The organism is Sphingomonas sp. CCH5-D11 (genome assembly GCF_001557395.1).
Taxonomy (GTDB): domain Bacteria; phylum Pseudomonadota; class Alphaproteobacteria; order Sphingomonadales; family Sphingomonadaceae; genus Sphingomonas.
Map to the genome: position 1 here is coordinate 1 of NZ_LSKH01000072.1, position 5,576 is coordinate 5,576.

Here is a 5,576-nt window from a genome sequence, read left to right on the forward strand (position 1 = left end):
CGGCCTTCACCATCGTCGCCGAGTGAAGATAGGCGCTGACGGGGGTTGGCGCGGCCATTGCGTGCGGCAGCCAGAAATGGAACGGAAACTGCGCCGACTTGGTGAAACATCCGAGCAGGATCAGTACCAGCGCGACCGGGTATAACGGTGATGCGCGCACAAGGTCACCACGCGTCAGCACGTCGGCCAGTTCGTACGAGCCGGCGATGTGGCCCAGCAGCAGCAGCCCGCCGATCAGCGCCAGTCCACCGCCACCGGTAATGGCAAGCGCCATGCGCGCACCCTGCCGCCCCTCCACCGTGTCACTGCGAAAGCCGATCAGCAGGAACGAGGACAGGCTGGTCAGCTCCCAGAAAACCAGCAGCAGCAGGATGTTGCCCGACAGCGAGATCCCCAGCATCGCGCCCTGAAACAGTAGCAGCAGCGACAGGAAACGCCCCATCGGCTCGCCCTTCGGCAGGTAGAAGCGGGCATAGCAGACGATAAGCAGACCAATCCCGAGGATCAGCCCCGCGAACAGCAACCCCAGCGCATCAAGCCGCAGCGACAAGGCCAGGCCAAGCGTCGGCACCCACGGCAGATGAAGCTGCGCGGCGACGCCGCCAAGCACCGGCGGCGCGATGAACAGCAGTACGCCGAGCGCAGCGACGACATGCCCGATCGCGATACCGGCCTGAACATTCCGGCTGGCCCGCGGGAGCGCTGCGAGCCAGGCGCCGCCCAGGAATGGCAAGGTAGCCAGCAGGATCAGATACAAGCGTGACCCCCGTCACCTGATACGGTGAAACGGAGCGGACAAGACTCCAACGCAGCATGGATGAAAGGCGACAAATCGTGGAACATCAGGGCACGGCTCTCCGGCGCTGGCGGCCCGACCAACGCACGTCCTGCTCGCCCCGACGCGGAACCAAGCACCCCGGCTCCCTTTTACGCGCTCAGCGCCACGCCGCAAGCATTGGCGGGGCCGTTCCCCGTCGCAGGTCCGCCGCGATCGGGCGAACAGTCCCACAAGGCGAACTCCCCGGTCGCCTCCTCTTCAAAGGCAGATCAACTGCGCGACCGCATTTGGTTTCGCTATTCTCAGGCAGGCACCGCCTGGGTAAGCGCTGCGGCTTTCACGACATTTCTCCCGAACGCTTCTGGCGCGGCGGCCATCACGATGGCGCGAAAGGTCGCGAGGTCGGGCAACATGCCGTCCGGTCCCGCTGCCATGGGCGTCTTGTAGGTGCGCATGTTGATGGCATGCAGCAGCAGCGGCAGGCGCGCCGTAACGAACTCCACCTGGCCCGCCGCTACTTCCAGCTGCATCTCGAACTGAACATAGCCTGCCAGGCGACCGTCGACCGTCACCAAAGGGGCGACCACCTCCGTGGCAGGGACGAATGCCGTATCGCCGCGCTCCTCGACGGACACGCCCTGTTCGACCGGTGATCCACCGGTAATCAGCGTGGTGCCATAAGCGGCCGCGCCGCCAACGCCGGCTCCCGCGATCAGCACGGCAAGCGGCAGGAGTATCTTCTTCATGGCGCTGAACCTCAGAACTTGAAGCTTGCGTCGGTCGGCAGCGACGGCGCTTCTCCGATCACGACGATAGTGATGCGCCGGTTCTCGGGCCGATCCGGCTGATCGGGAAAGACCGGCTCGGTGCCGGCCTTCGCCACGACCTCGGAGAAGCGGTCGGTGGTGATGCCCGCTGCCACCATGACGTTGCGCGCGGACAAGGCGCGCTCTCCCGAAAGTCGCCAGTTCGCATCGGACGAGCCCCCGACGCTGTCGGTATGCCCCTCGATCGCAATCATCGTTCCTGATTTGGCAAGCTTGGCCGAAATCTGCCGCAGCATCAGGCGGGCGAAGTCATTGAGTTCCGCCGTGCTGCCGCGGAACATGGATCGTTTGGCGCTGTCCATCAGATTGATGCGCATGCCATCGCGGGATGGCGCCACCTTCACATTCTGCCTGGCGTCCTCTCCTTGCGGGAGACTGTCGATGGCGATGCGCAATTCCTGCGCGAGCACGCGCAGCGACGCGTCCGGCACGTTGGCGGTGCCGCCCCGGGCCACGCCGGCTGTGGCGCTTTCCGCCGACGGCTGACCGATGGGCGCTGCGCTGTCGGTACGGCTGCGTACCGTCCGGCCGCCGGCACCGGGCGTGTCGCCCGGCGAATCGCCCATCGCCGTGGACGCCGCCGCACTCGGCGCAGCGGGGGAGAAATACTCGGCCAGTCCCTTCAGCTGCTGCTTGTCGGGATTGCTGATCAGCCAGAGCAGCATGAAAAAGGCCATCATCGCGGTCACGAAATCGGCATAGGCGACCTTCCACGCGCCGCCGTGATGGCCGCCCGAAATCTTCTTGATCTTGCGGATGACGATGGTCGGCCGCTCGTTGGGACGGGTGGCCATGGTCAAGCCGCCTTGGCGAGCGCCGCGCGCAACCGGTCCTGCACCACCTCCAGGCGTACCGGCTCGATCGCATCATGCGATTTGGCGCCGGCCGCCATGCGGTCAAGCACGGCAGCGCTCTCATCGGTGCATTGGATCAGCAGATCGAACATCTGCATCTTCTCGGTATGATGAAGCGCAAAATGCTCATCCGCGACGAGGAGCATGGACAATTGCTCCAGCAGGACGCGCACATGCCGCAGCTCCTCGGCCACCGCGGTGTGGAGATGCGAAGCGAGATGATCGGTCTGGGTCATGGCGTAAACGCTTCCGTGGATCGGGGAGACTGGCGTCAGAACAGTTCGAGCTCGCCGCCGCGCGGCGCGACGGAGACGGCGACCGGCGGTGCTTCGGCAACCGGGGTGGCGCGCGCCTTCCCCTCGAAAGGCAGGAACTCGACCTTGCGCGCCTGGGTGCCTCCCACGTCGACATGGCCGATCGCGATCCCTTCCGTTTCGAGGAAACGGCGCGCGAAGGCGGCATTGCTGCTGCCGATCGGGCCCAAGCCGGGAACGATGTTCGCGCCGCCGTAAACGTGTGCGCGCAAACCAGTGCGCAGGCCCCCGCGCTGCATCATGGCGTTGATCAGCAGCTCCATGGCGTGAAGACCATAATGGTGCAGGTCCTGCCCGTTCACCCGCTGGTCCTTGCCGGGCTCACCGAGCAGAAAGTGGTTCATGCCGCCGATCCGGGTGATGCTGTCCTGCAGGCAGACCGCGATTCAGGAGCCAAGGAGCGTGGTGATCACGGTTCCCGGTTCCGACACCACGGCATGTTCGCCCTGGATGATGGAGATGCGGCGCATGTCGTGAATCAGGCCAGCGCGCCGAAGACGCGCTCGATCTTTTCCTTCAGCGCCGCCGGCGCAAATGGCTTCACAAGATAGTTGTTCACCCCGAGTGCCGCGGCCTTCTGCACGATCTCTCGATCGGACGAACCCGTCAGCATGATGAAGACCGTCTTGCCGATCACGCCATCCTTGCGGACGGCCTCCAGGAACTGGAGCCCGTCCATCTCCGGCATGTTGTAGTCGGAGATGATCAAATGCACGCGGTCGGAGCGGACGGCTTCCAGCGCCTCGGGAGCGGTGGGCTTATCGCGGATGTCCTTGAACCCCAAGTCCTGGAGGGTCCTGCGGATCATCGCGCGCATGCTGGTCTGATCATCGACCACCATCACTTTGATTGCAGACGCAGCGGGCATGTGACGTTCCCAATCCTTACTTGCGGCACGCCGCGAGGATCGCCTCGGGCATGGCTGACAAACTCAATTCCTTCTGCACCGCGCCCAGGCCAAAAGCCGCGCGGGGCATTCCGTAGACCACGCAGCTTTCACGCGACTGGCCGAGCGTCCGCGCACCGGCATCACGCATGGCACGCAGCCCTTCCGCGCCGTCCGCCCCCATCCCCGTCAGGATGATGCCGATCGCAGCATCCCCGAGCGGGGCGACCGAGCGGAACAGCACGTCCACCGAAGGGCGGTGACCAGTGATCGGATCTCCACGGCGCAGCTTGATGCGCCCGTCGATCCCACCGGCCAGTTCCATGTGCCGCTCCCCCCCAGGAGCAATATAGACGGTTCCACGATGGATCGGCTGGCCATCGACCGCTTCGATCACGCGGACGCGGCATTCCCGGTCGAGCCGCGCGGCGAAGCTGCCCGTGAACATTGCGGGCATGTGCTGCACGACGAGCACGGGCGGGCCATCCGCCGGCAATGCGGACAGGAGCGAGAACAGAGCCTCGACCCCGCCGGTGGAGGCGCCAATGGCGATAATCACGTCGCGAAGGCCTGCACCGGCCGACCGGTTGTCCTGGCTGTTCGACACCTGCCGCCCGATCGGGCGAACGGCGGATCGCGCGGCGGCCTTCACCGTGGCGCAAAGCAATTCGGCGGCACGAACGATCTCCAGCGGATTGCCCGACGGCTTCGCCACGCAATCCACCGCCCCAAGCCGCAGCGCCTCGATCGTCACCTCGGCGCCGCGCGCGGTAAGGGTCGAGCACATGACGACCGGCATGGGCCGGAGGCGCATGATCCGTTCGAGGAAGGAAAGGCCATCCATGCCCGGCATCTCGACGTCCAGCGTGATCACGTCGGGGGACAGCTCCTTGATCATCGCGCGCGCCGTGTGCGGCTCCGGCGCGAGGCCGACGACCTCGATCTCCGGATCGGCCGAGAGGATGCGGTTGAGCGCCGCGCGCATGGATGCGCTGTCATCCACGATCAACGTGCGGACACGCGCCGTCATCGCGGCTCTTTCCGGTAAATCGTGTGGCCACAGGGCGTCATGCGCGTCGCCGCGGGACCGATCAGGCGTTCGGAATGACCGATGTAGAGAAAGCCGCCGGGGGCAAGCAGTTCGACGAACCGCGCCTGCAGCTCTGCGTTCGCCTGATCATCGAAGTAGATCATGACGTTGCGGCAGAAGATGACATCGTAGGACTGCCGCATCGGCCAGGGCTCGAACAGGTTCAGGACCTTGGCCGTAACAAGCGAACGAGCCTCCGCTGCCATCTGGTAGTCGCCTCCGGAGCTGCGCATCCACGCCTCGCGATAGCGCGCCGGCACCGCCTCGACCGTCGCGGCGGAGTAAAGGCCCCGGCTGGCGCTTTCGACCACATGCGGCGCGATATCGGTCGCCAGCAGCTTCAGGTCCGCCTGACGGAGCCAGGCGGGCACCTGCCGGCTTTCACCAAGCAGGCACATCGCGATCGTATGAACCTCCTCGCCGGAGGAGCAGCCCGCCGACCATATCCGGATCGCCCCGCGCCGGGCGCGCTGTTGCAGCCACGGCATGGTGGTCGCGCGAAAGTGGTCGAAGTGATGCGCCTCGCGAAAGAAGTGCGTGTGGTTGGTGGTGAGCGCGACGACCATCGCCGCACGCTCCTCCCTGTCCTTCTGCACGAGCCGCACATATTCCTGAAAGTTGCCAAGCCCCTGTTCGCGCAGGCGCCGGCTCAAGCGCGAATGCACCAGGGTCGTCTTCGCGTCGGACAGATGGATCCGCGCTTCATCTTGCATGATCGCGGCGATCGCCCTGAACTCGGCGTCGCCAAGCGGCGGGCTGCCCGCTGCGATCGGATCGGCATTGATGCGGAGCGCGGCGACAGCGTGGTGGTGGAAAGCATGCAGTTC

The 5,576-nt window shown here is 65.6% G+C and carries 7 protein-coding genes and 1 pseudogene; all 8 read right to left on the bottom strand.

What is annotated here, in order from left to right; translation table 11 throughout:
• Positions 1-757 (bottom strand): proton-conducting transporter transmembrane domain-containing protein (locus AX702_RS04195; RefSeq protein WP_269450373.1); only part of this gene is annotated, 757 nt, incomplete at its 3' end.
• Between the two features lie 323 nt (positions 758-1,080).
• Entirely contained in the window at positions 1,081-1,524 is a 444-nt protein-coding gene (locus AX702_RS04200; RefSeq protein ID WP_066776541.1) for a hypothetical protein, read from the bottom strand.
• 11 nt (positions 1,525-1,535) lie between these two features.
• Positions 1,536-2,399: a flagellar motor protein MotB gene (locus AX702_RS04205; protein WP_066776544.1), complete on the bottom strand. Its 864-nt coding sequence runs from the start codon at positions 2,397-2,399 to the stop codon at positions 1,536-1,538.
• Between the two features lie 2 nt (positions 2,400-2,401).
• Positions 2,402-2,695, bottom strand: coding sequence for a hypothetical protein (locus AX702_RS04210; protein WP_066776547.1), 294 nt, complete (start codon positions 2,693-2,695; stop codon positions 2,402-2,404).
• A gap of 35 nt (positions 2,696-2,730) precedes the next feature.
• Positions 2,731-3,243 (bottom strand): annotated as a pseudogene (locus tag AX702_RS04215) (chemotaxis protein CheD).
• An 8-nt stretch (positions 3,244-3,251) separates the two neighbouring features.
• Positions 3,252-3,641 carry a response regulator gene (locus tag AX702_RS04220; protein WP_066776550.1) on the bottom strand — a complete coding sequence of 130 codons (390 nt, stop codon included), beginning with the start codon at positions 3,639-3,641 and terminating at the stop codon, positions 3,252-3,254.
• Positions 3,642-3,657: 16 nt separating this feature from the next.
• Positions 3,658-4,689, bottom strand: a complete 1,032-nt coding sequence (locus tag AX702_RS04225; RefSeq protein ID WP_066776552.1) for a protein-glutamate methylesterase/protein-glutamine glutaminase — start codon at positions 4,687-4,689, stop codon at positions 3,658-3,660.
• Positions 4,686-5,573 (bottom strand): CheR family methyltransferase, encoded by an 888-nt coding sequence (locus tag AX702_RS04230; RefSeq protein ID WP_443026282.1) that lies wholly within the window; start codon positions 5,571-5,573, stop codon positions 4,686-4,688. The genes AX702_RS04225 and AX702_RS04230 overlap by 4 nt, the downstream gene beginning before the upstream one ends.
• Positions 5,574-5,576: the final 3 nt, after the last annotated feature.

Excerpts from the sequence above, each read along its gene's own strand:
- AX702_RS04220 (WP_066776550.1), bottom strand. The coding sequence starts at position 3,641 with ATGCCCGCTGCGTCTGCAATCAAAGTGATGGTGGTCGATGATCAGACC.
- AX702_RS04205 (WP_066776544.1), bottom strand. The coding sequence starts at position 2,399 with ATGGCCACCCGTCCCAACGAGCGGCCGACCATCGTCATCCGCAAGATC.
- AX702_RS04210 (WP_066776547.1), bottom strand. The coding sequence starts at position 2,695 with ATGACCCAGACCGATCATCTCGCTTCGCATCTCCACACCGCGGTGGCC.
- AX702_RS04225 (WP_066776552.1), bottom strand. The coding sequence starts at position 4,689 with ATGACGGCGCGTGTCCGCACGTTGATCGTGGATGACAGCGCATCCATG.
- AX702_RS04200 (WP_066776541.1), bottom strand. The coding sequence starts at position 1,524 with ATGAAGAAGATACTCCTGCCGCTTGCCGTGCTGATCGCGGGAGCCGGC.